This is a genomic window from Pseudomonas sp. 3-2 (assembly GCF_019710535.1).
Taxonomy (GTDB): Bacteria; Pseudomonadota; Gammaproteobacteria; order Pseudomonadales; family Pseudomonadaceae; genus Aquipseudomonas; species Aquipseudomonas pharyngis.
Genome location: NZ_CP081200.1, coordinates 2,301,317 through 2,328,140, shown reverse-complemented (window position 1 = coordinate 2,328,140; position 26,824 = coordinate 2,301,317). Strand labels below are relative to the sequence as shown.

General features: G+C 59.2%; 29 protein-coding genes. All 29 read left to right on the top strand.

What is annotated here, in order from left to right:
• The first annotated feature begins 1 nt into the window (after position 1).
• The 29 genes from K3819_RS10625 (at position 2) to K3819_RS10485 (ending at position 26,818) form a co-directional block, all read left to right on the top strand.
• Positions 2 to 1,207: a CaiB/BaiF CoA-transferase family protein gene (locus K3819_RS10625; RefSeq protein ID WP_221399212.1), complete on the top strand. Its 1,206-nt coding sequence runs from the start codon at positions 2 to 4 to the stop codon at positions 1,205 to 1,207.
• A 60-nt stretch (positions 1,208 to 1,267) separates the two neighbouring features.
• A complete protein-coding gene (locus K3819_RS10620) occupies positions 1,268 to 2,311 on the top strand; it encodes a TRAP transporter substrate-binding protein (RefSeq protein WP_221399211.1) in 1,044 nt (347 codons plus the stop codon).
• A gap of 15 nt (positions 2,312 to 2,326) precedes the next feature.
• Positions 2,327 to 4,225, top strand: a complete 1,899-nt coding sequence (locus K3819_RS10615) for a TRAP transporter large permease subunit (RefSeq protein WP_221399210.1) — start codon at positions 2,327 to 2,329, stop codon at positions 4,223 to 4,225.
• A 27-nt stretch (positions 4,226 to 4,252) separates the two neighbouring features.
• On the top strand, positions 4,253 to 4,708 hold the full coding sequence (locus tag K3819_RS10610) for a thioesterase family protein (protein ID WP_221399209.1): 456 nt from the start codon (positions 4,253 to 4,255) through the stop codon (positions 4,706 to 4,708).
• Positions 4,709 to 4,724: 16 nt separating this feature from the next.
• Positions 4,725 to 5,684 carry an amidohydrolase gene (locus tag K3819_RS10605; RefSeq protein ID WP_221399208.1) on the top strand — a complete coding sequence of 320 codons (960 nt, stop codon included), beginning with the start codon at positions 4,725 to 4,727 and terminating at the stop codon, positions 5,682 to 5,684.
• Complete coding sequence (locus K3819_RS10600; protein ID WP_221399207.1) at positions 5,677 to 6,621, top strand: amidohydrolase; 945 nt, start codon at positions 5,677 to 5,679, stop codon at positions 6,619 to 6,621. Before K3819_RS10605 ends, K3819_RS10600 begins: the two co-directional genes overlap by 8 nt.
• 31 nt (positions 6,622 to 6,652) lie before the next feature.
• Positions 6,653 to 8,230 (top strand): aldehyde dehydrogenase (NADP(+)), encoded by a 1,578-nt coding sequence (locus K3819_RS10595; protein WP_221399206.1) that lies wholly within the window; start codon positions 6,653 to 6,655, stop codon positions 8,228 to 8,230.
• 117 nt (positions 8,231 to 8,347) lie between these two features.
• On the top strand, positions 8,348 to 8,920 hold the full coding sequence (locus K3819_RS10590; RefSeq protein ID WP_221399205.1) for a PPC domain-containing DNA-binding protein: 573 nt from the start codon (positions 8,348 to 8,350) through the stop codon (positions 8,918 to 8,920).
• A gap of 77 nt (positions 8,921 to 8,997) precedes the next feature.
• A complete protein-coding gene (locus tag K3819_RS10585) occupies positions 8,998 to 10,305 on the top strand; it encodes an OprD family porin (protein WP_221399204.1) in 1,308 nt (435 codons plus the stop codon).
• A 305-nt stretch (positions 10,306 to 10,610) separates the two neighbouring features.
• Complete coding sequence (locus K3819_RS10580) at positions 10,611 to 11,360, top strand: hypothetical protein (RefSeq protein ID WP_221399203.1); 750 nt, start codon at positions 10,611 to 10,613, stop codon at positions 11,358 to 11,360.
• A 115-nt stretch (positions 11,361 to 11,475) separates the two neighbouring features.
• Positions 11,476 to 11,706, top strand: coding sequence for an AlpA family transcriptional regulator (locus K3819_RS10575; RefSeq protein ID WP_221399202.1), 231 nt, complete (start codon positions 11,476 to 11,478; stop codon positions 11,704 to 11,706).
• Positions 11,707 to 11,710: 4 nt separating this feature from the next.
• Complete coding sequence (locus tag K3819_RS10570) at positions 11,711 to 12,553, top strand: ParA family protein (RefSeq protein ID WP_221399201.1); 843 nt, start codon at positions 11,711 to 11,713, stop codon at positions 12,551 to 12,553.
• An 85-nt stretch (positions 12,554 to 12,638) separates the two neighbouring features.
• Positions 12,639 to 12,848 carry a hypothetical protein gene (locus K3819_RS10565; protein ID WP_221399200.1) on the top strand — a complete coding sequence of 70 codons (210 nt, stop codon included), beginning with the start codon at positions 12,639 to 12,641 and terminating at the stop codon, positions 12,846 to 12,848.
• A gap of 14 nt (positions 12,849 to 12,862) precedes the next feature.
• Positions 12,863 to 14,446, top strand: a complete 1,584-nt coding sequence (locus tag K3819_RS10560; RefSeq protein ID WP_221399199.1) for a ParB family protein — start codon at positions 12,863 to 12,865, stop codon at positions 14,444 to 14,446.
• Positions 14,443 to 14,991, top strand: a complete 549-nt coding sequence (locus K3819_RS10555) for a DUF2857 domain-containing protein (RefSeq protein WP_221399198.1) — start codon at positions 14,443 to 14,445, stop codon at positions 14,989 to 14,991. The genes K3819_RS10560 and K3819_RS10555 overlap by 4 nt, the downstream gene beginning before the upstream one ends.
• A complete protein-coding gene (locus tag K3819_RS10550; protein WP_221399197.1) occupies positions 14,988 to 16,178 on the top strand; it encodes an STY4528 family pathogenicity island replication protein in 1,191 nt (396 codons plus the stop codon). Before K3819_RS10555 ends, K3819_RS10550 begins: the two co-directional genes overlap by 4 nt.
• 237 nt (positions 16,179 to 16,415) lie before the next feature.
• Positions 16,416 to 17,171, top strand: coding sequence for a PFL_4669 family integrating conjugative element protein (locus tag K3819_RS10545; protein WP_221399196.1), 756 nt, complete (start codon positions 16,416 to 16,418; stop codon positions 17,169 to 17,171).
• Positions 17,168 to 17,686, top strand: a complete 519-nt coding sequence (locus K3819_RS10540; protein WP_221399195.1) for a DUF3158 family protein — start codon at positions 17,168 to 17,170, stop codon at positions 17,684 to 17,686. Before K3819_RS10545 ends, K3819_RS10540 begins: the two co-directional genes overlap by 4 nt.
• Positions 17,683 to 18,153 (top strand): single-stranded DNA-binding protein, encoded by a 471-nt coding sequence (locus tag K3819_RS10535; RefSeq protein ID WP_221399194.1) that lies wholly within the window; start codon positions 17,683 to 17,685, stop codon positions 18,151 to 18,153. Before K3819_RS10540 ends, K3819_RS10535 begins: the two co-directional genes overlap by 4 nt.
• A 226-nt stretch (positions 18,154 to 18,379) precedes the next feature.
• Positions 18,380 to 20,347, top strand: a complete 1,968-nt coding sequence (locus tag K3819_RS10530; RefSeq protein WP_221399193.1) for a DNA topoisomerase III — start codon at positions 18,380 to 18,382, stop codon at positions 20,345 to 20,347.
• A 1,079-nt stretch (positions 20,348 to 21,426) separates the two neighbouring features.
• Complete coding sequence (locus K3819_RS10525) at positions 21,427 to 22,008, top strand: STY4534 family ICE replication protein (RefSeq protein ID WP_221399192.1); 582 nt, start codon at positions 21,427 to 21,429, stop codon at positions 22,006 to 22,008.
• A gap of 69 nt (positions 22,009 to 22,077) precedes the next feature.
• The gene (locus K3819_RS10520) at positions 22,078 to 22,335 is read left to right on the top strand and encodes a hypothetical protein (protein WP_221399191.1); all 258 of its coding nucleotides are present in this window, start codon (positions 22,078 to 22,080) and stop codon (positions 22,333 to 22,335) included.
• Between the two features lie 100 nt (positions 22,336 to 22,435).
• The gene (gene radC / locus K3819_RS10515) at positions 22,436 to 22,930 is read left to right on the top strand and encodes a RadC family protein (RefSeq protein ID WP_221399190.1); all 495 of its coding nucleotides are present in this window, start codon (positions 22,436 to 22,438) and stop codon (positions 22,928 to 22,930) included.
• 53 nt (positions 22,931 to 22,983) lie between these two features.
• Positions 22,984 to 23,730, top strand: coding sequence for an ABC transporter substrate-binding protein (locus K3819_RS10510; RefSeq protein ID WP_221399189.1), 747 nt, complete (start codon positions 22,984 to 22,986; stop codon positions 23,728 to 23,730).
• Positions 23,731 to 23,836: 106 nt separating this feature from the next.
• On the top strand, positions 23,837 to 24,379 hold the full coding sequence (locus tag K3819_RS10505) for a PilL N-terminal domain-containing protein (RefSeq protein ID WP_221399188.1): 543 nt from the start codon (positions 23,837 to 23,839) through the stop codon (positions 24,377 to 24,379).
• Complete coding sequence (locus tag K3819_RS10500) at positions 24,376 to 25,047, top strand: chemotaxis protein (RefSeq protein ID WP_221399187.1); 672 nt, start codon at positions 24,376 to 24,378, stop codon at positions 25,045 to 25,047. Before K3819_RS10505 ends, K3819_RS10500 begins: the two co-directional genes overlap by 4 nt.
• Before the next feature lie 9 nt (positions 25,048 to 25,056).
• Positions 25,057 to 25,776: a TIGR03759 family integrating conjugative element protein gene (locus K3819_RS10495; RefSeq protein WP_221399186.1), complete on the top strand. Its 720-nt coding sequence runs from the start codon at positions 25,057 to 25,059 to the stop codon at positions 25,774 to 25,776.
• Positions 25,758 to 26,306: a lytic transglycosylase gene (locus tag K3819_RS10490; RefSeq protein ID WP_221399185.1), complete on the top strand. Its 549-nt coding sequence runs from the start codon at positions 25,758 to 25,760 to the stop codon at positions 26,304 to 26,306. Before K3819_RS10495 ends, K3819_RS10490 begins: the two co-directional genes overlap by 19 nt.
• Positions 26,303 to 26,818: an integrating conjugative element protein gene (locus K3819_RS10485; RefSeq protein WP_221399184.1), complete on the top strand. Its 516-nt coding sequence runs from the start codon at positions 26,303 to 26,305 to the stop codon at positions 26,816 to 26,818. The genes K3819_RS10490 and K3819_RS10485 overlap by 4 nt, the downstream gene beginning before the upstream one ends.
• The last annotated feature ends 6 nt before the right edge of the window (positions 26,819 to 26,824 follow it).

The window sequence follows — 26,824 nt, the reverse complement described above, 5'->3', positions numbered from 1 at the left end:
CATGGGACCGCTGACAGGTATGCGCGTGGTAGAACTGGCTCACATCATGTCCGGGCCGGTGTGCGGGATGATGCTGGCCGACATGGGTGCCGACGTGGTGAAGGTCGAGAAAGTCCCCGACGGTGACGACTCGCGACGCTTCTCGCCGATCATGGCCAGCGGCGAATCCGCCTCGTTCATGGTGGTCAACCGCAACAAACGCGGCATTGGCTTGAACCTGAAGACCGACGGCGGCCGCGATGTGTTGCGCCGGCTGTTGCTGGATGCCGATGTGGTCACGGAAAACTACCGCGCCGGCACCATGGAAAAATTCGGCCTGGGTTATGACACCCTGAAAACCTTGAATCCGGGCCTGATCTACTGCGCGATTTCCGGCTACGGGCGTAGCGGCCCGTTCGGCGAGAAAGGTGGTTTCGACCTGATCGCCCAAGGCATGAGCGGCATGATGAGCATGACCGGTGAAGCCGGGCGTGAACCGGTCAAGGCCGGCTCGCCGGTGGCCGACATCAACTCCGGGATTCTCGCCGCGCTCGGCATCTGCGCCGCCTACGCCGCGAAGCAGAAAACTGGCCTCGGGCAAATGGTCGACACCTCGCTGTTCGAGGCTGGCCTGCAACAGATGTACTGGCCGGCGGCGGCGTTTTTCGCAGACGGCACCATTCTGCCGAAAATGGGTTCGGCCAACTCCACCAGCGCGCCGTACCAGGTGTTCCGCACCGCCGATGGCTGGATCAACATCGGCGCCGCCAACCAGGCCAACTACGAGCGCCTGGTCGAAGCCCTGGCCGTGCCGCAACTCAAAGCCGACCCGCGCTTCGCCAGCAACGCCTTGCGCATGGAGCATCGCCTGGCCCTGGTGGACATCCTCAACGAAGTGCTGGTGGCGCGCACTACCGATGAATGGATGGTGTTGTTCGACAGCCTCGGCCTGCCCGCCGGACCGGTGCTGGACATCGCCGCCGCCCTCGCCCACCCGCAAACCATCGCGCGCGGCATGGTGGTGGAAACCGAACACCCCACCGAAGGCCGGGTGCGCGGCATGGGCCTGCCGATTCACTTCTCCGACATGGACAACGCCGCGCCACCGACCAGCCGCCATGCGCCGCTGCTGGGTGAGCACACCCGTGAGGTACTGAAGGAAAGCGGTTATGCGGACGCTGAAATCGATGAGCTGATCAAAAGCAAAGCCGTGGTGGCACTGGCCTGACACACCGCCCCTGTGAGCGCGGTTTTTCCGAACAACTACAAAAACAATAAGGTGAACATCATGAGCCGTATCTTGACCGAGGCCGTTAGCCGCCGATCATTCCTGCAATCTGCCGGCATCACCGTGGGTGGCGCATTCGCCGCCAACCTGCTGCCCTCCAGCGTCTTCGCCGCCACCAAACCCATCGTGTTGCGCTACACCAGCAGCCTGCCCGACACCCATCCGCTGAACATCCAGATGAAGGCAGCTTCGCAAGCCATCAAGGCCGAAACCAACGGCGCGGTGGACCTGCAGGTGTACGCCAACGGCGCCATGGGTGGCGACACCGACATGCTGTCCCAGGTGCGCGCCGGGGCGGTCGACTTCATTCCATTGCCAGGCGCCATTCTGTCCACGCTGGTGCCGGCCATGTCGATTGAAAGCATGCCGTTCGCGTTCAAGGATTACGACACTGTCTGGGCTGCGCTGGACGGCAAGTTGGGCGAGTACGTGCGCGCCAAGACCGCCAAGGTCGGCCTGATCCCGATGGAGAAAGTCTGGAACAACGGCTTTCGCCAGATCACCAGTTCGACGCGGCCGATCTACACGCCGCAAGACCTCGCCGGTTTCAAACTGCGGGTGCTGGTCAGCCCGTTGTGGACGTCCATGTTCAGCGCTCTGGGCGCCTCCCCGACCGGTATCAGCATCAACGAAACGTACTCGGCCTTGCAGACCAAAGTCGTCGATGGCCAGGAGAACCCGCTGGTGGTCGTCGAGTCCGCACGATTCTACGAAGTGCAGAAATACTGCTCGATGACCGACCATATCTGGGGCGGTTTCTGGATCGTCGCCTCGGGTAAGACTTTTCCAAAGCTGCCCGCCGATGTGCAGGAAATCGTCTCCCGGCAGATCAACGCCGCCGCGCTGGTCCAGCGTCAGCGTGTGATCGATCTCAACACCAGCCTGGAACCGTCCCTGACTGCCCACGGCATCACCTTCAACAAAGTCGACCGTTCATTGTTCAGGGCCGATCTGCAATCGAAAGGCTTCTACACCCAATGGAAGGAAAAATACGGCGACGAAGCCTGGAGCTTGCTCGAGCAGTACGCAGGTCAACTGTCCTAAGCCGGAGACAAGGTCATGAAAAACGAATTACCAATGACGGACGTTTCTCCCGCTGAAGGACTCAGCCCACGCGCCACCACGTATCGTCTCGGTCGTGCGCTGGACACCGGCCTGCGCTGGCTGACCGAAGGCGGCGCGGCATTGCTGGTGGTCGTCGAAGTCGTGTTGCTGTTTTGCAATGTGTTTTCCCGTTATGTGCTCAACCAGCCCATCGTCTGGGGGGACGAACTGGCTTCACTGCTGTTCCTGTGGCTGGCGATGCTTGGATCGGTGGTGGCTATGCGTCGAGGCGAGCACATGCGCCTCACCTCGTTCATCGCGCGGCTGCCCGTGGAAAAGCGCGCCTTCGTCGACACCCTCGGCGCGGTGATCGTCATCACGTTCATCGGGCTGCTGTTCACCCCGGCCTGGGAGTACGTCAGCGACGAGTGGATCATCACCACCGCCGCCCTGGAAATCCCCAACGCCTTTCGCGTGTCCGCCATCGCGGTCGGTCTGAGTTTGATGCTGATGACCTGCGTTGCGCGGCTGCTGACCAGTGCGCGACTGGTCGATTTCTCCGTATCCGTGGCGATGCTGGCCTCGCTGGCCGGGTTGCTGTGGGTAGCCGAAGGCCCCCTGCTGCTGATGGGCAACTGGAACCTGATCGTCTTCTTCATGATTGGCGTGATGGCGATGATCGTCATCGGCGTACCGATTATGGTCGCGTTCGGCCTGGCCACGGTGGCTTACCTGTCGACCATGACCAGCACGCCCCTGAGCCTGGTGGTGGGTCGCATGGACGAAGGCATGGCGAGCCTGATCCTGCTGGCCATCCCGTTGTTTGTGTTTCTGGGTGCGTTGATCGAAGCCATGGGCATGGCGCGGGCGATGATTCGCTTCCTGTGCTCGTTGATCGGCCATGTGCGCGGCGGCCTGTCGTATGTGCTGATCGGTGCGATCTACCTGATCTCCGGCATCTCCGGCTCCAAGGCCGCCGATATGGCCGCCATCGCACCGGCGCTGTTTCCTGAAATGAAGAAACGTGGCGAGGATGAAAACGAACTGGTCGCCATGCTCAATGCTTCCGGCGCGATGTCGGAAACCATTCCGCCAAGCCTGGTGCTGATCACCATCGGTTCGGTGACCGGCGTGTCGATCTCGGCCCTGTTCACCGGTGGCTTCATGCCGGCGGTGGTGGGGGCGATTGCGATGGCGGCGGTGATCTGGTGGAAAAACCGCAAGGGCGATGCCTCCACCGGCAAGCGCGCCTCGGGCAAGGAAATCGTGCAATCGCTGATGGTCGCCGTGCCGGCCCTGGCATTGCCCTTTGTGATCCGCACCGCCGTGGTGGAAGGTGTCGCCACCGCCACCGAAGTCGCCGCCATCGGCGTGGCGTACACCTTCATCGTCGGTTTGCTGTGCTACCGCTGCTTTGACTGGCGGCGTCTGTATCCGATCCTGGTCAGCACCGCGTCGCTGTCGGGTGCGATTCTGATCATCATCGGCGCCGCAACCGCCATGGCCTGGGCGCTGACCCAGTCGGGCTTCTCCCATCAGTTGGCACAAGTGATGGCGACGGTGCCGGGAGGCCCGATGGGCTTCCTGATCATCTCTGCGGTGGCGTTCATCCTGCTCGGCAGTTTTCTGGAAGGTATTCCGGCCATCGTGCTGTTCGGGCCGCTGCTGTTTCCGATTGCCAAGACCATGGGCATCCATGACGTGCACTACGCCATGGTCTCGATCTTCGCCATGGGCCTGGGATTGTTCGCCCCGCCGTTTGGCGTGGGCTTCTATGCCGCGTGCGCCATCGCCAAGGTTGACCCCAGCGGCGCCATGCGCCGGGTCTGGCCGTACCTCGGGGCGCTGGTAGTTGCCCTGGGCGTGCTGATCGCCGTGCCTTGGATTTCCATCGGTTTCCTGCCCACGCGCTGAATCATCCTTTGATATCCCGAGGTCTCTATGAATTTCTCTACGCTGGAAACAGGCACTGCCACCGAACGCAAACTGCTCGTTGATCGGGAACGCACCATTTCGTTTTTGGGAGAGGACTTGCGCATCTACGCCACGCCGCGCCTGGTCGACGACATCGAACAGACCTGTCTCGACTATCTGCTGACCTTCCTCGATGAAGGCGAAAATACGGTCGGTGCGGCGGTCGATATCCGTCACGTCGGGGCCACGCTGTTGGGCATGTCGGTGAGCATTGTCGCCACCGTCACGCGCATTGAGGGCCGTAGCGTCACCTTCAACGTCGAAGTACGCGACGACGTCGAGCTGGTGGCCACCGCCGCGCATACCCGCGTGGTGGTCAACGTCGCCAAATTGCGCAGCCGGGTCCAGGCCAAGGCCGAAGCCGCTGCCGCCGGTGAAGTCGAAGACGGCGTGCTCAGCCCTTCCCAATTCGCCTCGCGCTAAGCCAAGGGACGCCCCCATGATCACGCTGCACGAACGCAATGGCTTGCCGAACCTTGCCGCCGAGGATGCGCTGCCGATTGTCGACGCTCACCATCACTTGTGGGACCTCGGCAACGGTCGTTATCCGTGGTTGCAGGACGAATATCACGAAGAATTTTTCCTCGGCGACTATCACAGCCTGTGCCGTGATTTTTTGCCGGAAGACTTCCTCGCTTTGACCGCAAAGCAACGGCTGATCGGCACCGTACACGTCGAAGCCGAGCGGGATCGGGATGAGCAAGTCGCCGAGACCCTTTGGCTGGAGCAGGTGAACGCACGCTACGGCTTCCCGAATGCCATCGTCGCCCATGCCTGGTTTGATCGTGACGACAGCGCCGAGATTCTTGCGGCCCAGGCGGCCCGGCCATTGGTTCGGGGGATTCGTTCGAAACCGGTGACGTCGGCTTCACCTCTGGAATCGGTGGCCGGGGCCGAGGGCACGATGCAGGACCCGAAATGGCTGGAAGGCTTTTCGCGCCTGGCCGAACACGGTTTGTCGTGGGATTTGCGCGTGCCGCCGTGGCACCTGGCCGAGGCTGCGGAAGTGGCGGAGATGTTTCCCCGGATTCAGATCGCCTTGAACCACACCGGTTTCGCCTGGGATCGCAGCCCGTCGGGTATGGCGCGCTGGCGCAAAGGCCTGGAGGCACTGGCCTTGCAACCCAACGTGCATATCAAGCTGTCGGAATTCGGCCTGAAGGATTCGCCCTGGAATTACGACGACAACCGAGTGGTGGTGCTGACCGCCCTGGAGATCTTCGGCCCCGAGCGTTGCATGTTCGCCAGCAACTTTCCGGTCGCCGGGTTGCGCGCGTCCTACGACACGATTGCCGATGGCATGGCCACGATGCTCGCGCCGCTGGGGCGTGCGGTGCAGGAAGCGGTGTTCGCCGGCAATGCGCAGCGCTTCTATCGCCTGGAGCCACAGCATGGATAACTGGCGCGAACGCTTTCTGGCCAGCGGCGACGACGCGGATTTACCCATCGTCGACGCCCACCAGCATTACTTCGATATCGAGGCCCATTACTACCCGTGGCTGAACGACCGGCCATTGCGCCCATTCCGTTACGGCGATTACTCGTCGATCTGCCGCACCTTTTTGCCCGAGGACTATAAGCGGCTGACGGGCCGGCATCGCATCGTGCAGACCGTGGTGATCGAGGGTGAATGGGACGCGGCGACACCGGCCGACGAAGTGCGTTTTATCGAGTCCCTGACGAAGCACGAACCGACCTTGGCGGCCATGGTCGGCCAGGCCTGGCTGGATCGCGAGGACGCACCCGAACTGTTGCGCCTGTACGGCCAGCACCCGCTGGTGCGCGGCGTGCGCCACAAACCGACGGTCACGAGCCGTGAAGAATGGCGCGAAGACTTTTCCGCGCCCGGCTCCATGCGCGATCCGCGCTGGCGCGACGGCTACGCCCGACTGGCGCAAAACGGTCTGCACTTTGAATTGCAAGCGCCGTGGTGGCATCTGCCGGAAGCTGCTGAACTGGCCCGGGACTTTCCCGACGTGACCCTCGTGGTCAATCACACCGCGCTGCCGGCGGATCGCTCGCCGCAAGGTCTGGCCGGCTGGCGCGACAACCTGGCGCTGCTGGCTCGCGAGCCCAACGTCGCGCTAAAGATTTCCGGCATTTGCATCCCCGGCCAGGCCTGGCCCGTGGACGCCAATCGCGTGGTGGTGAACGACGCGATGTCGATTTTCGACGTCAGTCGCTGCGCCTTTGCCAGCAACTACCCGGTCGATGGTGTGGTGAACAGCCTCAGCGAAGTGTTCGACGGTTTCAAAACCATCGTCCGCGACCGTTCCCGCGTTGATCGACTGGCACTGTTTCATGACAACGCCCGACGTATTTATCGGCTCACTTGATCCCTATTTGAACAGCCCTTAAGGAGTTCCCATGTTTGAAGTTTCAGGCCACAACTACATTGCCGGCGCCCGTTCGGCCAAAGGTTCGAACACCCTGCAAAGCCACGACGCCAGCACCGGCGAAGCGCTGCCATTCCGGTTCCATCAGGCGACTGTGGAGGAAGTGAATACGGCCGCAGAAGCGGCGGCCACGGCTTACCCGGTTTTCCGTAACCTGTCGGCCGCCCGCCGTGCCGATTTCCTTGACGCCATCGCCACGGAACTTGAAGCGCTGGACGATACGTTCATCGCCCTCGTCTGCCGCGAAACCGCCCTACCCGCCGGGCGCATTCAGGGTGAGCGCGCCCGCACCAGCGGCCAGATGCGTTTGTTCGCCACGGCGCTGCGTCGGGGCGATTTCTACGGGGCGCGCATTGACCGCGCCCTGCCGGAGCGCAAGCCGCTGCCCCGTCCAGACCTGCGCCAACACCGCACCGGCCTCGGCCCAGTTGCCGTCTTCGGAGCCAGCAACTTTCCGCTGGCGTTTTCCACGGCGGGTGGTGACACCGCGTCCGCCCTCGCCGCCGGTTGCCCGGTGGTGTTCAAAGCCCACAGTGGCCACATGGCGACCGCCGATTATGTCGCTGACGCCATCACCCGCGCCGCCCGCCAGACCGGCATGCCAGACGGTGTGTTCAGCATGGTCTACGGCAGCGTCGGTGAAGCGCTGGTCAAGCACCCGGCAATTCAAGCTGTCGGGTTTACCGGCTCGTTGCGCGGTGGCCGGGCCTTGTGTGACATGGCAGCAGCACGGCCGCAGCCCATACCGGTGTTCGCCGAGATGAGCAGCATCAACCCAGTGTTGCTGATGCCTGAAGCGCTTAAAGCACGGGGTGAAAAGATCGCCACCGAACTGGCCGCGTCCGTGGTCCTCGGTGCAGGTCAGTTCTGCACCAACCCCGGTTTGGTGTTGGGGATTCGCTCGCCGGAATTCACCGCGTTCCTTGAACGCTTCGCCGGGCTGATGGGCGAGCAATCCGCGCAAACCATGCTCAATAGCGGCGCGTTGAAAAGCTATTGCCACGGCCTCGACAACCTGCGCGTCCACTCGGGCATCACGCACTTGGCCGGCAACGCACAACAGGGCAATCAGGCGCGGCCGCAGTTGTTCAAGGCCGATGTCAGCCTGTTGATTGACGGTGACGAGTTGCTGCAGGAAGAGGTTTTCGGGCCTACCACCATCGTCGTGGAAGTCGCCGATCACGCCGAGTTGCTCCAGGCCCTGCACGGCTTGCGCGGTCAGTTGACCGCCACCCTGATTGTCGAGGATTCGGAACTCACCACCCTCAACGAAGTGTTAGCCCTGCTGGAACAGAAAGTCGGGCGCGTGCTGTTCAACGGTTATCCGACTGGCGTTGAAGTAAGCGATGCCATGGTGCATGGCGGGCCTTACCCCGCGACGTCGGATGCGCGCGGCACCTCGGTGGGAACGCTGGCGATTGATCGTTTCCTGCGGCCGGTGTGCTTCCAGAACTGCCCCGACAGTCTGTTGCCGGACGCCCTGAAAAACGCCAATCCGCTGGGCATCGCCCGGTTGATTGACGGGGTCAGCAGCCGCAACGGGCTGTAAGCCTCAGCGTTACCACCCGCTGTTAGCCACAACTCCCACGCCTGTGAACAACGGGCGCCGGATTCGCTCGTCCAGAAAACCGCTGTACCCCACAACAACAAAAACAGAGGAAGTCCCATGCACGTTCAACTTCACCCGAAACAACGCCTGTGCAAATTGATGTTGGCTGTTACTGCCGCCCTGCTGCTCAACACCGCGGCCACGCAATTGGCCGTTGCCGAGACTTCAACCACTGCGACGACACCGCCTATGCAATGTGCCACTGAAACCACCCCGCGCTACACCAAGACCCCCACCGGTTACCTGATGGTGCTGCGCATGGGCGATAACGCCTTCAAGGAGCTGACCAAACTGGCCATCGCCGAGAAAATCCCGAGCGCGTCCATCAGCGGCATCGGCTTTGGCAACGTGAAGTTCGGCTTCTGGAACAAGGACAAGAAGGACTTCGACGCCAAGGTCTTCAGCAATGTCGAGATGGCGAGCATCACTGGTTCGGTGGCCTGGAAGAACGACCAGCCTTCGATCCACATGCACGGCGTCGCGGGTGATGCCACGTTCCAAGCCTATGGCGGCCACATCCTCGACTTCGACGTGACCACCGGTTCCATGGAAATCACCGTCGTCGTTCATCAGCGTCGTCTGGAGCGCGGGATCGATCCGTGCATCGGCGCCAACGTGCTGGGTATCTGATCCGAGTTTCAGGCTCCCGCCGATAGCGGGAGCCACCCTCCTGAATTCAAATTACAAAAAAAATAGGGGAGATTTTGATGAGCAACAAAAACACGGTGGTCACCCTGGCGCTGGGCGCCATTGCACTGAGTACCCAGGCGCAGGCGGACTTTCTGAGCGACAGCAAAGCCACGTTGGGCCTGCGCGATTTTTACTTCAACAACGACAACCGCGACGGCACCGCCACGCCGTCGAAAACCGAAGAATGGGCCCAGGGTTTCATGCTCGACTTCAAGTCGGGCTACACCGACGGCGTGGTGGGTTTTGGTATCGATGCCCTGGGCCTGACGGGGATCACCCTGGACAGCGGCAAAGGTCGGCATGTCGGCGGTTCGATGATTCCGTCGGACAGTGACGACAGCGCGGTCGATTCGTGGAGCCGGTTAGGGTTGACCGGCAAGGTCAAGGTCTCGAAGACCGAACTGCGCCTCGGCACACTGATGCCGAAGCTGCCGATACTGGTGTCCAACGACGGTCGCCTGCTGCCCCAGACTTTCGAAGGTGGGCAAATCACGTCGGGCGAGTTCAAGGACCTGACCTTTACCGGGGGCCGGATCGAACATGCGACGGGCCGGGGCTCCAGCGACCAGACCGGATTGGCCGCCGTCGGCGGCACCCGTGAAAGCAACGCGTTCGACTTCGCCGGTGGCGACTGGAAAGTCACCAAAGACCTGACGGCGCAGTATTACTACGCCAACCTCGACGACTACTACACCCAGCAGTTTTTCGGCCTGATCCACACTCTGACGATCTCGGACAACCAATCCCTGAAAACCGACCTGCGCTACTTCAAGACCAACTCGTCCGGCGCCAACAGCTCCGGTACCTCGGGCTACAAGATCAGCGGCTACACCCGGGATGGCGATGGCGAGATCGACAACAAAACCTGGAGCGCGGCGCTGATCTACTCCCTGGGTGCCCATTCGGTCACGGCGGGTTATCAAAGCGTTTCCAGCGGCAGTGGCTTCACCCAACTAAACCAGGGCAGCCTCGCGGACAAAGGTGCCGGCGGGGTCAGTCTGTACCTGTATACCGACCGCCTGATCCAGACTTTCACCCGTGCTGGCGAACGCACCGCTTTCGGCCAGTATGCGTTTGACTTTGCAGGCCTGGGGGTGCCAGGTCTCAAGGCGTCGGTCATGTACCTTAGCGGCGACAACATCAAGACCACGTCCGGTGATAACCAAAAGGAATGGGAGCGAGATCTGACCCTGGACTACGTGCTCCAATCCGGCGCGCTTAAAGGCGTTGGTTTCGGTTGGCGCAATGGCAAGTCGAACAGCGAGGCTTCACGAAATCAAGATCAGAATCGATTGATCGTGAGTTACAGCATCCCTTTGCTCTGACATCAATACCAAGCTAACGCGCATTTCGAGGATGCCCTGGTTGCTTTGCCTCAGCGCTGACATCGTGTCAGCGCTCTTCATGTTTTTGCGACTTCCAAGCCATCTAGATTCAGGTCCGAAATGCCGTTGATCAATATAAAAACAGGAATAACCATAGATTTCGTTGGTCATGAAGAAAGATAAACGGAAGACCTCACCGGGTAAAAAATCCGAGTGAATCAGCCACTGCAGTCAGCTGTCAGCAGGTTCACGATGTAGAGATGTTCACGGGAGGCCATCCATCAGAAATGGAGGTCCGTCCGCATATGTCCGTTAATTTTTTTAATCCGCATTCCAAAACCTTCTACCGCCCAATCGACGCAGCATTGCGTTGGTGCAATCTCATCCGTTACGAAGCACAGATCGTCCAAGCGGCTTGGTCCTGTCCCGAGAAACTTGCCACCCAGTTCCCTCAGTGGCCGGATCTTCACGCGGCTACCGAAAAAATCTACGACGCAGTACGCAATGGAGAACTGCCTTATGGCTGTCTCGGTGTTTCGGTTCCCAGGGGGAGTTACGTGGAGCCCTTTCAGCTGACGATACGCCACTCCGATTTGCGCCACTGGATGCAAGTTTACTATCCCGATCAGAAGCCTAGCTTTCTGTTTGAATTGGGCAGAGATTCTCATGAAAAAGTCAGTATTGGAACCTTCCTTGCACTCCAAGCAGATAGGGATGTTCTGTTACGAGAGCTCAACTTGCTGCAACATCACTTCCAAGAGATTTTACAAGATCTTCAAACAATTGGGCTTGAACGGGACGACCTCAAAGCGATGGTCAAAACGCATGAACCACTCAGCGTACGTAGTGAAATCACTTACCAGAACATCATTGGCGTTTTAGTAGATCTCTTTCTAGGACATTCACCCGCTGGAAAGCCCCTATCTGTATTCAAGAATCAAGCAGCCATCGTCGACGCCATTATCGCACGCTATAGCGATGTACCAGGCCTAAGCAAACGAACGCTGGATGAGAAGTTCGCCGCAGCCAACCGCAACCTCAGTAAGAGCAAATAGACCGAAACATTGCATTGCAAGACACCCGATTGCAGTGCAATGACGCCCTCCTCTTTCTGCTATTCAATTCAGGTCACTTCCCACCAAGTGCCAATCGGCGCCAGGAGTGACCAGCATGTCCATCGAACCCTCCCCCATCGCTGAAGCACCTCTACCACAGGTCGAACGTCACATCATGCGGCGTGATGAGGTGGAACGGAAAACCGGCTTCAAGCGTGCGCATATCTACAACTTGATGAAAGAAGGTAAATTCCCTCAAGCTAAACGCATTGGACTGCGCGCGGTCGGTTGGGACTCGCTGGAAATTGAGCAGTGGGTCGCTGAGCGCTTAGGCCAGCAGGCCTGATGTGATGCGCGTGGTATCGGTGGTTTCCACCAAAGGTGGGGTAGGCAAAACCACAGTAGCTGCCAACCTCGGCGGTCTTCTGGCAGATGCTGGCCTGCGCGTGCTGTTGCTCGATCTGGATAGCCAACCCACCCTCTCCAGCTATTACGCCTTGAGCCGGAAAGCTGTTGCTGGTGCGTACGAGCTCATTGCACTCAACTTAACAGCACCTGAGCAAATTATTTCCGAAACTGTGATCGCAGGGCTCGACCTGATCATCTCCAACGACGATCAAGGCCAACTGGGTGCATTGCTGCTGCACGCCCCTGACGGGCGATTACGGTTGCGCAATCTGCTGGACAAATTTCGCCCCGGTTATGACCTGCTTTTGATCGACACCCAAGGCGCACGTAGCGTGCTGCTGGAGATGGCCATCCTGGCATCCGATCTCGCCATCTCTCCCATCACGCCGGAAATGCTCGCCGCCCGCGAACTGCGCCGCGGCACCTTGAAGCTGCTGAGTGCGCTCGAACCGTTCCGTCACCTGGGCATTACACCGCCACCGTTGCGACTGCTGCTGAACCAGGTAAATAGCATCCGGGTAGACACTCGAATGATCATCCGTGGCCTGCGCGAGACCTTCGCCGAGGCTACCAACATCTCGGTGCTAAACACCGTAGTGCCAGACCGAGTGGCGTATCTCAATGCCGCCTCCATCGGCCTACCGGTCCACCGAATCGAGACGCGCCAGTCACGTGAGCGACGCTCGCCATCAGCGCTGGAAACCATGCAAGCGCTGGCCATCGAGTTGTTTCCGGAATGGTGCGAAGCGATCTCTACGGCAAGCAAATACGCGAAGGTTCGATGAGACGAATCGATAAGCCCGCATTTCTCGCCAAGTCTTTTTGTTTGTTCGACCTCGAGGCCAACTGTGTTTGGCAAGGAGTCTTTTGATGTTGGATCAACTGCCCATCATCGTTCCACCCTCCATTCGACCACACCACTCACCTTGCGAGGAGTACTGCACCGTGGTCTTTCGTCTGCAGGGCGGTCGCTCGGCCCTGGGTTGGTTCCTCGCAGAACTTTCCCAACATTTCGAAGGTTCGGGGACTGCCGAGATCGTCAAGTTCGAGGTCGGTGACCATTTGCGTAATCGGCGTTAACTGAGGTGGTTCAGATGAAGAAGCTCAGTCAGGAAGAGATTACCGGCAAGCTGCAGCAGCACTTTCCTCGGGGTCCAGAGCTGGAGCGGCTGTCCGACCCACTCACTGATACGCCCATGTTGGTCACTCTAGAGCAACTGCGGCCTTACGAACACAACCCACGCTTCATACGTAATCCGCTGTATGACGATATCAAGGCCTCGATCCGTGAACGCGGGCTGGATCAACCACCGCCGATTACCCGCCGCCCGGGTGAAACCTGTTTCATCATCCGTAACGGCGGTAATACGCGCTTGGCGATTCTCGGCGAGCTGTGGCAGGAAACCCGTGACGAGCGCTTCTTCCGCATTCATTGCCTGTTCCGACCATGGAGCAATGAACTCACCGCCCTACTCGGCCATCTGGCCGAAAGCGATCTGCACGGCCAACTCACCTTCATCGAACGAGCGCTAGCGGTAGCCAAACTCAAAACCATGCTCGAACCAGAGGGCGTTGTGCTCTCGCAACGTGAGCTGGCACGACGTCTTGCCGTTGGAGGCTATCCAATTTCGCAGTCACACATCAGCCGGATGCTCGACACCCTCGAACACTTATTGCCCGCCATTCCACAAACCCTCTATGCCGGCTTGGGGAAGCCCCAGATCGAACGCCTGATCGCTCTGCGTAGTCAGGCAGAGCGAACCTGGAACCGTTATCCCACCGCCCCCGTTGCGTTCGCCGAATTTTGGCTCGAGACCCTGGGCTATTTCGATGCCGAACCCGAGGCCTTCGATCTTGAGCAAATCCAGAATGAACTGCTCGAACGCATGAGCCGCTTGCTCGGACAGTCCTACCGTATGTTGGCCCTGGAGCTGAGCGATACCCCACGGGTCATCTCGACGCCTGGCAATGTCGTCGCCACGCCCTCAGAGAACAAGCATTTGCCGAGTGTTGATGGAGCTGCGGCGGGACCTCCCACCTCCGAGTCCCGTCCCAAACCAACTGAGACCAGAACCCAGACCGAAACAGCGCGAGAGGAGCTGCTCACACCACCCGAAACGAAAGTCGTATCAGCAGTCAGCCCGCCGTCACGTGTCCAACAGATTCGCGAACAGATCGATCGCGAGACCACCACCGAAACAGCACCGAGCGTCGAGGCCTGCACGACCAACGATATCTGGAGCATCGCACCAGCACTCGATACTCCCGAACAATTGCGTTTAGCCATCGCCGGACTGGCTCGGGAAATGGCGGCCTATGCCGGACATCCCGAGGGCATCATCGATCAGCCGCATGGCTTGGGCTTCGCCCTCAACATCGAGCGACTGGATCTTGCAGCGCCTCGCGCGACCGGCGTTCACCTAATGCTCCTGGCCCTGTTGCGCGCTCAAGACGAGGTGAACTGGGAGGATCGCAAGCAACTGCCCTCCGCCCTGTTCGGCCAGTTGCTGTTGGGGATCTATCAACTCCCGCTGACAGATCGTCCCGCCGTGGACGTCGGACTGGAACGACTGCCCGACAGCCTGTTAATCAAACTGTATCGCCTGATCCGCCTTGCCCGGCGTCTGATCGACTTAACGCTTCCCCCGGAAGACGACTCACCGAAGGAGTTGCCATGAACCTGTCCTTCAATGTGCTCAACCAAGCCATGCTGACCCAGGTGCTGCATGAACTGCGCCTGGGTAATCTGCAACGCTGTAAGGCACTCGGACTGGGTGAGGACGACATCTATCTTTTGCAATCCTTACCGCCCGCCACGCTGTCACGCCTGGCCCACGCCACCGTACCCTGGGTTGAGGTCAAGATTGACTCGCCGGTGCTGCATCGATTGATCGAGCAAGCCGAACGCGACGAGCAGAACGAGCGCTTGATCAACCGAGCGCTCAAGCTCGGCGCCAGCAGCACCATCATGTATCAGTGCTTCGGTTTGGCCCATTCGGAAACCGCCCTGCGCCGACGTCTACTCAAGATAGAAACCCGTAAAGGCCGCCCTCAACATTTGAGCGAAGCGCAGGAACATGCGCTCTGGCAGCGTTGGTGCCAACTACGCGCTCAAGACGGGACCGAGGATCAGCTCGACGCCATGATGATGCTGGCGGAGGAGCAACAGATCAGCTTGACCATCGTTTGGCAGCAGATTGACCAGTACAGCAACGGAACATGAACACTGCCCCTTCCAATCGCTGGCAGCGTGTCCTGCAGCAATGCACCCAGCAGTTGAATGAACGATGGCCCGCACGCCCGACCACTGAACCACCTTCCAACCAGGCTCTGCAGGCTGGCTTTCTTTTCAGTGGCCAATCACACGAAGTCGTGCCGCGTCGGCTGCTGTTGGATAATCGCCTGACGCCATTGGAGCGTAATGCCTGGCAGGTGTTTCGACTCATGCTGCAAGGCCAGGGCGTGGTCACACCACGCTATGAGGATTTGCAGCCTTACCTGTCGAGCGTGCCCTATGGCACGTTAGCCTCCCGTGAAACCATAGCTCGCGTGTTGACGATGCTCAGGCTCACTCGCTGGCTCAGCTTGGTGAGTCGCGGGCGCAATCAGCTCACCGGGCGTCTTCAAGGTTCTCTGTACGTCCTGCACGATGAGCCGTTAACCCCCGCCGAAGCCATGGAGCTGGATCAGGATTACATGGAGCTAGTCGGACTTACCCTCGGTCATGCAACGAAGGCTGTGCGCATTGTCGCTCAGCATATTCTGGAAGAAATTCGCCAGGACACCCGTATCGATTTAGGTCAGCTACCCACGCGGCTCGACAGTTGGGGTGAACACTGGATGCAGCAAGGATTGGATCAGGCAACCGATACCACTATGCACGATTCCGAACTGGGGGAAGATCACCTCGTTCGGAATCGTGCAAGCCCTCGTTCGGATTCCGAATCGGGCCTGAACGCCCCTATTTCCGGCACCGTTCGGAATCCGAACGCCGCCTGTACTGTATTAAAAGAAAGTACTTGTACTGTACCGCGCGCGACCCAAGCGGTGGATAACCTGCACTGGCCCGATTCGCAGCACCTGAGTCCAAGCGAGCGTCAGGCCGTCGCCGTGGCGCTGAACAAGCTCAAACCCGCGGATCGTCAGGCGGTACTCAACGAAGCGAGCGCACGCTGTACGGCAGGAGGTATCCGCAAGCCAGCGGCGTATCTGATGGGCCTAATCCAGCGCGCACTGAAAGGCGACTTTCGTCCTTGGGCAGGTCAGACAGAACCCTCACCCGTTGCAGAACCGCCCCCAACGGCATCCTCGCGCCCATCCCGAAAACAGGGCGAACCCGCCTCCGCCCTCGCCCAAGCGTGCCTGAATGAGCTACGCCAATTGCGCGGCAAACGCCCTGGACGTCAGTAGATTTGATGCCAGTGGCATCAAATCTACTGAGCTCTACTGTGGGATCGCAAAGGGCCGAATCTGCGCAATCCGAGCGTTACAGCCATCGCCATCCTTGGAAATGATGCCACCAGCATCACTCACGAACGTATCCGAAATTAACCCTCTCAAACCGAACAGACCGCATTCAACTTTTTGGCTGCCCTTGCCCCTCATCTGTCGCAACGTTCCCGTCCAAGCCAATGCGAGGACAACACCGTGGCCGATCACTATCAACTCAACCTGGGTTCATTGCGCAGCAGCATCACCCTGACTCTGCACACTCACCACGCCGCCCGTATCTGGCAAGGTCGAACCGCACGCGAAGGCGTCCACTCGATTATGGGCATGGCTGGCTACATCAGTGTCACCAACCTGATCAAACAAACCGCGGCCCAGGACGATCCGTATGCCGATTGGGCCATCGTGCAACTCGAAGAAAAACTGATGCAGGCCAAAGCCGGGATGCTGGAACTGACTCAACAGCTGGATCGGATCAGGCAGGACCTGCCGGCACAGATCGACATGAGCGACAACCTCAACATGCACCCCGTCACCTTGCCGTTGTACATCGGCAGCCAGCTGGGTTTTCTGGCGGTCTACCTGCTGACCGACTACGACACCCTGGTGCGTCGTACCCTGTTGGCCCATCACACCGCCCTGATTGGCCGCGTCGACATGGAAGCCTGGATCGACGACGGTGCCCATCTGCTGCGCAGCCTGTTCGGTCAGGCACAGCGCTATCGGCATGCCGGCGTCACGCGTGATGACATGGCGGCGAATAATGCCCGTGCCAATGCGGCCATCGAGAAGTTGGGCTTGCCCCCGATGGACATCCTTGAGGGTCATCGCCGCTCCCAGTTCGCGCCACCGATCATTCGTCGCGGCGCTGTGCCAGTGGATGACGCTGACGCGCTGGCCGAGGAAGCGGGAGAGTCGTCTGCGACAGTGGATGAGACGGAGGACGAAGTATGAATCCCCTGACTTCGGCTCAACAGATGCCCTTCGAAACGTTGACACAAGATGGCTATCGGCAACTCGAACACGCAGCCTCCCTAAAAGGCCTTTTAAAGCCCTTTAAGGGTAAGGGGGAGTTGGAGCACCTGGCGCAGATGGCGAGGGAAATCGAGGCGCAGTTATGTGACTTGATGGAGGCTGTTGTACAGCAAGCCGGACAGCCCCCTTACTCACTGCTGGATATCCGATTGGTGCTGCAGAACACCAGCGCTGGCAGCACCTTTTTGCGTTGGCGCACCCGTGACTTTGCCCGTATGGGAGTCTCGGTCTGGGAACGCCAGGTCTGCAACAAAGCCTTGCCGCAGGTCGTACGCGAGGGATTGCGCCATTTCGAATGCAATCGCATCGCACTGAACCTACAGATGAGTGTGGTGCATTCGCTCTACCGCCAGGCCACGACCTGCGCGATCAAAATGGACAGTGCCGAACGGCTGCTGCGCCAGTTCACAACCGCAGTGGAGGTATCACGATGAGTACTTTTTTCGTCGGCGAAGGCAACATCGGCAGTCCGCCAGAGTTCCAGGAATTCGCCTCAGGCAATGACGAGCCACGGCGTTTGCTACGGCTGAATGTGTACTTCGACAACCCCGTGCCACGCGATGGCAGCTATGAAGATCGAGGTGGCTATTGGGCGCCGGTTGAGCTCTGGCACCGCGAGGCTGAACACTGGAGCACCCTGTACCAGAAAGGTATGCGTGTGCTGGTCGAAGGCCGCACCGTACGCGATGAGTGGGAGGACAGCGCAGACAATGCGCGGGTGACCTTCAAGATCGAGGCCCGTCGAGTCGGCATTCTGCCTCATCGCGTGCAGAACGTGGTCATGCGGGAGCGCTCAAGTGAATCAGCTTCATCTGCGGCTCCCGTCGGGCAGGCTACAGACCAGGCCAGCTCGCCTGCGTCGAAGGCCAAAAAGCGCAGAGGGCAGCCACCATCGGCATGACTGACTTGAGGGCATAAAATTGCGCCATTGCGCGAAGTTGCTGTGTTGTCATTACTCGCTACTCGTGAAGATCCACACTGTCGTCCACGCAACAGTCGGCTAGCAGCCTCGGACCATTTATGCCCATCCTCACCGACTAATATGAGGAACCTGCCATTCAGGTTTCTCATAGCTTGCCACTGCTGTTTCCAACAACGCTGCTCCGAACTCAATCCGGAGCAGTCCTATGCGCCTCTTCCTCTGCGAAAAACCTTCCCAGGGTCGGGACATCGCCAAGGTACTCGGGGCCACTCGGCGTGGTGATGGTTGCCTGATCGGCACAGCGACAACCGTCACCTGGTGTATCGGCCACCTGCTGGAGACAGCATCGCCTGAAGCCTATGGCGAGCAATTCAAGAGTTGGTCGTTGGATCATCTACCGATCATTCCCGCGCAGTGGATGGTCGAGGTCAAACCCAAGACTGCGGCACAGTTCAAAGTCATCAAGCGCCTGCTCAGTGAAGCCTCTGCTGTCGTCATCGCGACCGACGCCGATCGAGAAGGTGAAATGATTGCCCGCGAGCTACTGGAACTCTGCAAGTATCGAGGTCCCGTTCAACGACTTTGGTTGTCCGCCCTCAACGAGGCGTCGATTCGCAAGGCACTGTCCTCACTGAAGTCTGGTCAGGAGACCTTCCTGCTTTACCACTCAGCCCTCGCCCGCAGCCGCGCCGATTGGCTGATCGGCATGAACCTGAGTCGTTTGTTTACCCTTCTTGGTCGGCGGGCGGGCTACGACGGTGTATTGTCGGTTGGACGCGTCCAGACACCCACTTTACGTCTGGTAGTCGATCGGGATCGTGCGATTGCCAGCTTCGTCTCGGTGCCCTACTGGGAAGTGGAGGTGCACCTGTCCTCAATGGGGCAACCATTCATCGCGTCGTGGTTACCACCCAGTTCAGGGCAGGACGAGGCAGGTCGTTGCCTGCAACAGGCGCTGGCCATTCAGGCGACCCAAGAGATTTCTAGCAGTAAGACCGCCACAGTACTCTCGCTGCAGACTGAGCGTTTCCGAGAACCTCCGCCCCTGCCCTTCGACCTGAGCACACTGCAAGAAGTCTGCTCGCGCAAGCTGGGACTCGGCGTTCAGGAAACCCTGAACATCGCCCAAGCCCTGTATGAAACCCACAAAGCCACCACCTACCCACGCAGCGATTGCCGTTATTTGCCAGAGAGTATGTTCAATGAGGTACCCGCGGTATTCGATGCCCTGCTCAAAACGGATCCGGCGCTGCAGCCCACATTCGGAAAACTCGATCGATCACTGCACTCCCGCGTGTGGAACGATGCCAAGGTCGCCGCGCACCACGGCATCATCCCCACCACCGAGCCGGCGAACCTGGCGCGGATGTCCGAACAAGAACGCCAAGTCTACGAACTGATTCGTAGCCACTACCTCGCGCAATTTCTTCCGCATCATGAGTTTGATCGAACTCAGGTCGAACTGGAGTGCGGCGGAGAGCGTTTGACTACTGTTGGCAAACAGATCCTGATCCAGGGCTGGAAAGGCTTGCTCTACGAAAACACCGAGGAGGATGAGCCCAGTCAAAAGTCCCAAGTCTTACCCGTCCTGCAACAGGGTACTCAGTGCGCAGTGAACGACGTCGAACTCAAATCCATGCGCACCGCCGCTCCCAAACCTCTCACCGAAGGCGATCTGATCAAGGCGATGAAAAACGTGGCCAAGCTGGTCAACGACCCACGCCTGAAACAGAAGCTTCGGGACACCACCGGAATCGGTACCGAAGCCACGCGAGCCGGCATCATCAAGGGGTTGATTGATCGCGGCTATTTGCTGAAGAAAAAACGCGCCTTAATGGCCTGCGCAGCGGCCCATACTCTGATCGAGGCGGTACCCGCTGCTGTCGCGGATCCGGGTATGACCGCGATCTGGGAACAGGCTCTGGACGAAATCGAAGCGGGACGTCTGACCCTGGATGCGTTCGTCGCCAAGCAGGCGAACTGGATTGCACAATTGGTCGAACACTGTGGCGCACTCACCTTGGCGGTACCGGTCGAAGCCGGCCCGACCTGCCCCATTTGCAACGCCTCAACGCGCAGGCGAAAGGGGAAATCAGGGCCGTTCTGGTCATGCTCCCACTACCCCGACTGCAAGGGAACAGTGCCGATCAGAAAAGATACCCGTCGCTTATGACGCTTCACTGGAGATCGACATGAGTATTGGGGTGATCAGTGCATCATCAACGGCGGCTGATCCCTCTCTAAGTCGATAAAGTGTTGTCCGATTTCACGGGCCAAGGCAAAGAAATTGACCGCGCCTTTATCCTGGCAACCGTCGAACAATTGGCCGCTCATCTCGGCAGTAAGTAACCTCTTTCATCGTGCTCAATGTAGTGGCTTATGCGGGATCGCCCACTGGCTTGACGTCGTGTTGCCCTCTCTGCTGTAGTAGCTTCGGATCACCGCCAACGGCGACCCAAGACCGATTCGCTCCGGGTAGCTCGGTCGGACTCCTAGAGTTCGGAGCCTTCTCTTCTGCGGAATTTCACTCCCATTTTGTGCTCGACCTGATTGTGGTGGCGGATGACCACTGTTGCCTCTGCCAGGCAATAGCGGTCATCCGCTTCGACGATCGTATTCAGTCCCGGAGCCCGCCGGGGAAACACTGGGCACCCTTTGTGCGCGGATGCGTGCCAGCAGCTTCCGACCCAGGCCACGACAAGGGTCGGTTGGCGAATCATGGCGCAGTTAAACCAAGTTTTGCGAGGAGCTTGTCGACTGCGTAAGACCGCCAAAGGTGGCTTTTCTGCTCCTCGCCTGGCACCCCGCCAGGCCCACTCTTCACTTTCTTCAATCCAGTGACTGCCATTGTATTCCGGCCTTAAAAAATCGGGTTGCAGCGTCTTGACGCTCCCCTATGACAGGCTTATACCAAGGGCGTGGTTCGCTGTCGTTGACAGCCCAGCCCAGGTAGCCAGAACCTTCAAGGCTACGCCACTTTCGTGGTGGTTTACCCAAGTGCGATCAGCGTTCGGAAGCTCGCGCGGTTACCGCTTCAGCGGTGATGAATGCCCACTACCCATGCCTGCGGATCACCACCTCAGACGTTTTTCTGCTGCACAGCTATTCCCCCAGACGCATCGTTCTGATCGTCATCGGCTTGCCGGTGGCGAGTCGTTCATCGCTCGACTTCACCTTACCCACCCTGACGGGGGCTCACTTCCCCGTCAGGGCCTGTGCGTCGCCGTTTTCCCTTGAAACAGGAGAACCACCATGGCCCACGCCAACCAATCCCAAGAAGCGACCACTTACTTCAATCTGCACACCACCGGTATCGGTTACCTCAACCGTGTTCGTGAAGTACAAGTCCGCCGCGGCCAACCCTTCATGGCCTGCGATATCGCCGCCCTGCACGGTGCAACCGATGCAGTCGAGTACACCCGCTTCGACTGCAAAGTCGCTGGAGGCGAAGCTGAACGCTTGATTCGTCTCTATATGGACGCCGTCAAAGCCGAGAAAAAGGTCTTGCTGTCGTTCCGTATCGGCGACCTGTGGATTGACCCATTTCTCTATGAGAAAGGCGATAAACAAGGCCAGCCGGGCGCCAGCCTGAAAGGTCGTCTGCTGTACATCGACTGGATCAAGGTCAACGGCACGTACGAATACAAAGCGCCTGCCAGGCAGGAGGCAACAGCACCTGCTGAGCAAGCGCCAAACAGTGAGCCATCCCCACCATCGGCCGATGCCGAAGCTGAGGATTCCGAAAACCCAACAGAATCCAGGATTGAACCTGAATCTGCACCCACTCCCCGCACGGCCCGCCGTGTCGCCACACGTGCTGTTCAGTCCGCCTAAACAATCCACGATGTTTACATCAAGGCGCTCAATCGAGCGCCTTTCTTCAAACCGCACAGGAGAACCCACATGGAATCCTTCTGGCTTTGCGACGATTGCCTGTTCGCTGCGGCTTACGAGGACTACAGCACGTTATCGCTCTACTACACGACGGATGAAATCGAGAAACGCATCGCCGGTCTCCATCGCGGGCTGGTTCGGCTAATACCCATCAGTGCCGACTTCGACCCCGAAACTGGCCGTGGAATAAGAACCTTCTCCCCATTGCCCTGCGACGGTTGCGATTCACACCTGCACGGACAACGCCACCGATTCACTCGGTTGTAAACAGCGCGTCATCGCGCAATGCCCGTCATTCTATATCCACCTCGGGGACACCACTCCCCTCGAGTGTGTACCCCCGGATTGTTCCCTTCGGAGGTACGCCATGAGCACCCCACTCACCCTGATTGAAACCTCGGATGTCGAGGCTGATCGTATCGCCCAGGAAAACCAGGTGATCGACGAAGCGCTGCTCATTCTGGATCGGCGGCTGTTCACCCGCGGCCCCAACCTGACGTCACCTGACGCCGTAGCCTCATACCTAAAACTGCATATTGCACCTCAAGAGCATGAGGTTTTCGGTGTGATTTTTCTCGATGCTCGCCATCGCGTTCTGGCATTCGAGATCCTCTTTCACGGAAGCATCGATGGCGCCAGTATTTACCCCCGCCAAGTCGTCAAGCGCTCCCTTGCACATAACGCAGCTGCTGCCATTGTCGTTCACAACCACCCCTCCGGTTACACGGAACCCAGCCTGGCGGATCGCGCCTTGACCGCACGGTTGAAAGAGGCCTTGGACTTGATCGAAGTGCACTTATTGGATCACTTCATCGTCGGTGAAGGTCGTCCTCTCTCCCTTGCCGAGCATGGCTGGCTTTAACCCCCCAAAGGCGTCTTCGGACGCCTTATTCATTTCCCTTCTGGAGAATCCTCATGAACCCAACACCCCAACCCTTAGCTCTGCCGGAAACCTCAAACCCATTTGCTCGCGGCTACGACAACTTGCATATCGAACGACTGCTACAGATCACCTACGCAAATGACTGCCCTCCCTGCTTTCGCCCCGTACACGACGCACAAGCCCATCTGCCCGATGACGCGTTAGAACTGTACCCGTGCCTGTTCAATGACGATTTCGCTCTGATTAGCGAGGGTCAGTCCATCCCGGATGAATTGGATGAACGCTTCCAATCCACCGGGCTGGTGCGGCAAGTGACCTATGCCGTGACTGGCGAAATGCTCAACGAGCGACATCACGTCGGTGACCTGTACTCCCTGGAAGAAGCCCAAGCCATGATCCATCGCTTGAACTTCGACACAGGACACTACAGTCGAGCCTGGGAAATCAGTACCGCACACCTCACTGACGAAGCACTGCGCCACTTGGAAATCCGGGTTGGCAATTTCGACTCCAAGCCAACCGGACTGCTGTTTGAACCCTTTGCCCTGCCAGACTGCAATGGCGTTGGATGTAAGCTGATCGGAACGCCCTGGACCGACGATAACTTGGTGAAGATCGAGGGCAATCCTTACTCTTCGCTGAGGCAAGAGCAGCTCGACGCAGGTACGCCGGAGGCCTTGATCAACGTGCTGTATCTGGCGGCATTGGCGGATGTGAGGTTGTTGATCTTCGACCCCGACGCTGCCGTCTTGGATGGGCTAGCCATTTTTGATGATTAGCAATGCCTTCGGCGTAAACACGACCCGCCTTGAATCAACTTCCTCACTGAATCGCTCCTTCACCTCATGTCAGGTTCTGCACTGAATCTGACATGAGGTTTATTTCATGGAGCGCTTTTTCACGCCTGTCTGCCTGCTGGGTTTATTGAGCGCCTGCACCGCGCAGATCCCCACCCCATTGACGACTCGTCCAGAGACTGCCGGTGGTTCCAATCGGGCCCAGCTTTCGAAGGGTACAGCCGGAGAGAGTCATCCGGCAGAGCTCCGCTATGGCCGCTATACGCTGGTCAGCACCGCACCCACGACAGAGCAACGTGATCTTCTCGCTCAAATCATTGACGTGAGCATTCCCTCCAACCTGAATCCTTCGGTACAGGAAGCGATGCACTACGTGCTGCAGCGCTCGGGTTATTCGCTCTGCCCTGCCGCAGAACCAGTAAATACTCTATTTACCCGGCCTCTGCCCGCCGCCCATTACCGGCTCGGCCCGATCCCGTTGCGCAGCGCGCTACAAGTGCTGGCAGGCCCCGCCTGGCAACTCACGACCGATGAGGTCAGCCGTTCGGTCTGCTTCGAACGGCAGAAAAATGATGCTGGCACCGTACGCCTCGCACCAACCTCGTCCGATCAGTCGGAGGCACGCCCATGAAAGCCTCGACGTTTCAAACCCTTATTGTAGGCTCACTTTGCCTGGCGGTCTCCGCGCTGAGTGGTGGTTTGTATAACCAGTATCAACGCGTGTCCGAGCTACAAAACGCGAATGTCCAGCACCTCCGGACGCTGGGCGCCCTGCAACGTGACTCGAGCGCTATCAAGGATGCACAGGAGAAGCTGCAGTACGCACTGAAAGACCTGAAGCAGATGGTCGATACCGGTGAGCAACAGGCCAATACCCTCGATCCGATGTTGGATCAGTGGGCGCAAGAGATACAGGAACTGCGCGATGGTCTCGCAGCCCGCGCCACCCAGGCAGACCTGACAGCGCTGCGCGCATGCATTGAACAGGTCGAGCAGCAGCTCCTGGACCTCAGGACCAAGCCATTCCCTCCACCGCCGACGCCTTCTGCGACCAAACCGGAAAAGACCGCTCGCCCCAAACGCACCCCGCTCTTGCCACCGTTTTCAGTATTGAGTGTCGAGTCCCGCGGTGGTGAGCGCTTTCTGGCGGTCGCACCTCATGACAGTCGCTCGCTCACGGATGTCCGGCTGCTACATAGCGGTGAGCAGCAAGGGGCTTGGCGCCTGAAAATACTGGAGCCGAACTCAGCCATCTTCGCGGTGGCCGCTCAGCCAGATCAGACCGTGCACCTCCCTTGAGTAGTGATCATGAACAGAGCGCTACTGCCCACCGTTGTCTGTCTCGCTTCGCTACTGGCCATGGGCGCTGCGGTGGGCAACCCCGTCGCGACACAGTCACGGATCCAGGACACGCAGTCTGCTCCGCTGGGGCGCTCTGACTCTGAACAGGCGGCGAGCTGGGGTCTGACGGAGCAGGAGTGGACGCGCTTCGAACAGATCCAAACCGGCCCGCGCGGTTTCTGGAGCCCGAACCTCGATCCATTGACCGCACTCGGAGTCGAGGCCCAGACCGACCAAGAGCGCAAGCGCTATGCCGAATTACAAGTAGCGCTGGAAGCCAAACGCGCCGAGCGCGAATTAGCCTACCAAAACGCTTACACCGCGGCCTGGGCCAAGCTGTTTCCCGGGCTGCTGCCGATCCAGGGCATGGCATCTCCGTCCCCTGCCAGCTCAGCGGTCGCGCCGCGCCAAGCTCTGTTTGTGGAGGACCACTGCCCGGCGTGCACCGTCGAAGCGCAGCGTCTGCAAAGCAGTGATACGGCGTTCGATATCTACCTAGTGGGCAGCCAAGGCGAGGATGAACATGTCCGTGGCTGGGCCCGGCAAGCAGGCATTGATCCGAGCAAGGTTCAACGCCGGCAAATCACCCTTAACCATGATCGTGGTCGCTGGTTCAGCCTGGGTGCCCCGAGACCGCTACCCGTCAAATTTCAGCAGGTGAATGAACAATGGCAGCGTCTCGACTGATTGCTATTGCGCCCCTGCTGACAGTGCTCGCCGTCCACGCTGATGAGCTTCCGCCTCCGGCTTATCAACTGGCGGCGCATGACGCCAACATCCCTCCTACGGTGTTGTTCGCGATTGCCCTGCAAGAGAGTGGCGCCCGTCTCCGTGGTCGACTGTTGCCTTGGCCTTGGACACTGAATATTGCTGGTAGCCCTTACCGTTTCGCCACTCGTCAGACCGCCTGCCACGCCTTGCTTCAGGCGCTTGCTCAATATGACGCCAAGCGGGTCGATGCCGGGCTTGGGCAAATCAACCTGGGTTATCACGGACAACGTTTCTCCAGTCCCTGCGAAGCCCTTGAACCCTATCGCAATCTGGCCGTGACTGCCGCGCTGCTGCAAGAACACCACGCAGTTGCCGGTGATTGGGTGTCAGCCGCTGGCCGCTATCACCGCCCGGCAGGAGGGACACTGGCCGCGCGTTACCGCGCCGGCTTTTCCCGACAACTCGAACGATTGCAGGTTTCCTTCAAACAGGGCACACCACCATGACGCGAGTTCCCAGTGCGTATTACTTCGCCACGCTCTTGGCTGCGTTCGCCCAGCCGGGACTGTCATTTGCAGAAAATCAGCCAGGCGGTTTCACCCGCCCTCAGTTTGAAGCTTCCAGGCCGCCAATAAACAACAAGACCCAGCCTGCTCGGGCCATACATGCAGACCTATCTGCATTTGCAGATGAAACCTGGATACTGCCCGTGCGCAGCTCTCACTTGAGCCCAGGCCAAATCACAACTCGCACCCTGGACATGCCGGGCTTGCAGCCATTTTTCCTTGTCGGGGAGAATCCCCAATCGTTGGCATGGCTGCATCAGCGTGCGACTGAACTGCAAGAAATCGGGGCGGCCGGCCTCGCCGTCGAAGTGACCGATACTGAAGCCTTGGCCCGAATTCGAGCAGCCGCGCCGGGCATCACCATCCTGCCGGTGAACGGCAACGACATCGCCACCCGCCTGCAGATTGAGCACTACCCCGTCTTGATCACTGCCACCTCACTGGAACAGTGAGTCCAG